This is a genomic window from Streptomyces sp. NPDC002130, assembly GCF_040296465.1.
In the GTDB taxonomy this organism is placed as follows: domain Bacteria; phylum Actinomycetota; class Actinomycetes; order Streptomycetales; family Streptomycetaceae; genus Streptomyces.
On the sequence record NZ_JBEOXI010001212.1, the window covers coordinates 1 to 1,070 of the forward strand.

A 1,070-nucleotide genomic window follows, 5' to 3' on the forward strand; every position below is an offset into this window, starting at 1 on the left:
GACCAGCCCGTCCGATGTTGTCGCCGGTGCCGTGGCTATGGGTGGCCATCTTCCCGAGGACGAGTTGGTCATCATCACCCTCGATGTGCACCCGTGCAGGGTCGCCATGCTCCCCCTCCTCAATCTGCTCCCTGGCGTGTCGGAGGGAATTCTGAGTTCCTTGCGTGTGACACCAGCTCTGGAAGAGTGCCAATCGATGCTTGTGGTTGTCTTTGGCACGCTCGAACGGGGCAATGACGTAGCCGAAGCGCTCGAAACATTTCGGCCCGATTCAGTTCCGCCTGTGTTCGTTTTCACCGATGGTCTGGTACGTCAATGGACGGGCGCGGGATCACTTGCCGCACAGTCGGGTACACCTGTCGATCTTGCAGCACACCCACTGATCACCGAAGCGTTGTTCGAGGGCACAACGATTCTCAAGACCCGCAGCGAGATCCGAGCAGGGTTTACCGCCGCGCAGCACGGCCCGGAACGCGCTGCCGCGGCCTCACGGGCCTTCGGCGCCAAGCGCATCGTTCTACGCGCCATGGAGCCACAGCGAGCGGCCGATCGGGTATTCGATCTGGCACTTTCGCACTACCTGGACGGCACGTCACAGCACGGCATTACCGTTACCGATGAGCACGCAGCCGTTATTGCTGCTGCCATGCATGACGTGACGGTGCGCGATCTGTTGTTCGCACACATCGACGAAAACAATGCCGATGCAGCCGCCGAGGTAATGCGGCAGGTCGGCGCACTTTTACCCGAGGATTTGGCCGGTCCGCTCATGGTGTTCGCCGGAGTCTTCAACTGGGTCAATCGCCGCTCTGCGCTGGCACGTGAAGCACTGACGAGTGGCCGCCGACTCGACCCGTCCCACAGCTTCGGGAAAATGTTCGAGCAGGTTCTCGACAACGGTCTGCACCCCGCGATCTGGGAACAATTGCGGACTGCGGCAGTTCTGGCACATCAAACCCAGGCGCAGTAGATAACCGGCCGGCCCCGAGCGCCCCCCGCGATGCCGCCCGCCCAGAGCACCCCTGGGATCCCGCCTGCCCGGAGCGTCCCTGGGATCCCGCATGCCCGGC

The 1,070-nt window shown here is 62.7% G+C and carries 1 protein-coding gene; it reads left to right on the forward strand.

The window, feature by feature from the left end; translation table 11 throughout:
- A partial coding sequence (locus ABT116_RS49705; protein ID WP_351648336.1) for a DUF4192 domain-containing protein occupies positions 1-970 on the forward strand: 970 nt, incomplete at its 5' end.
- Positions 971-1,070: the final 100 nt, after the last annotated feature.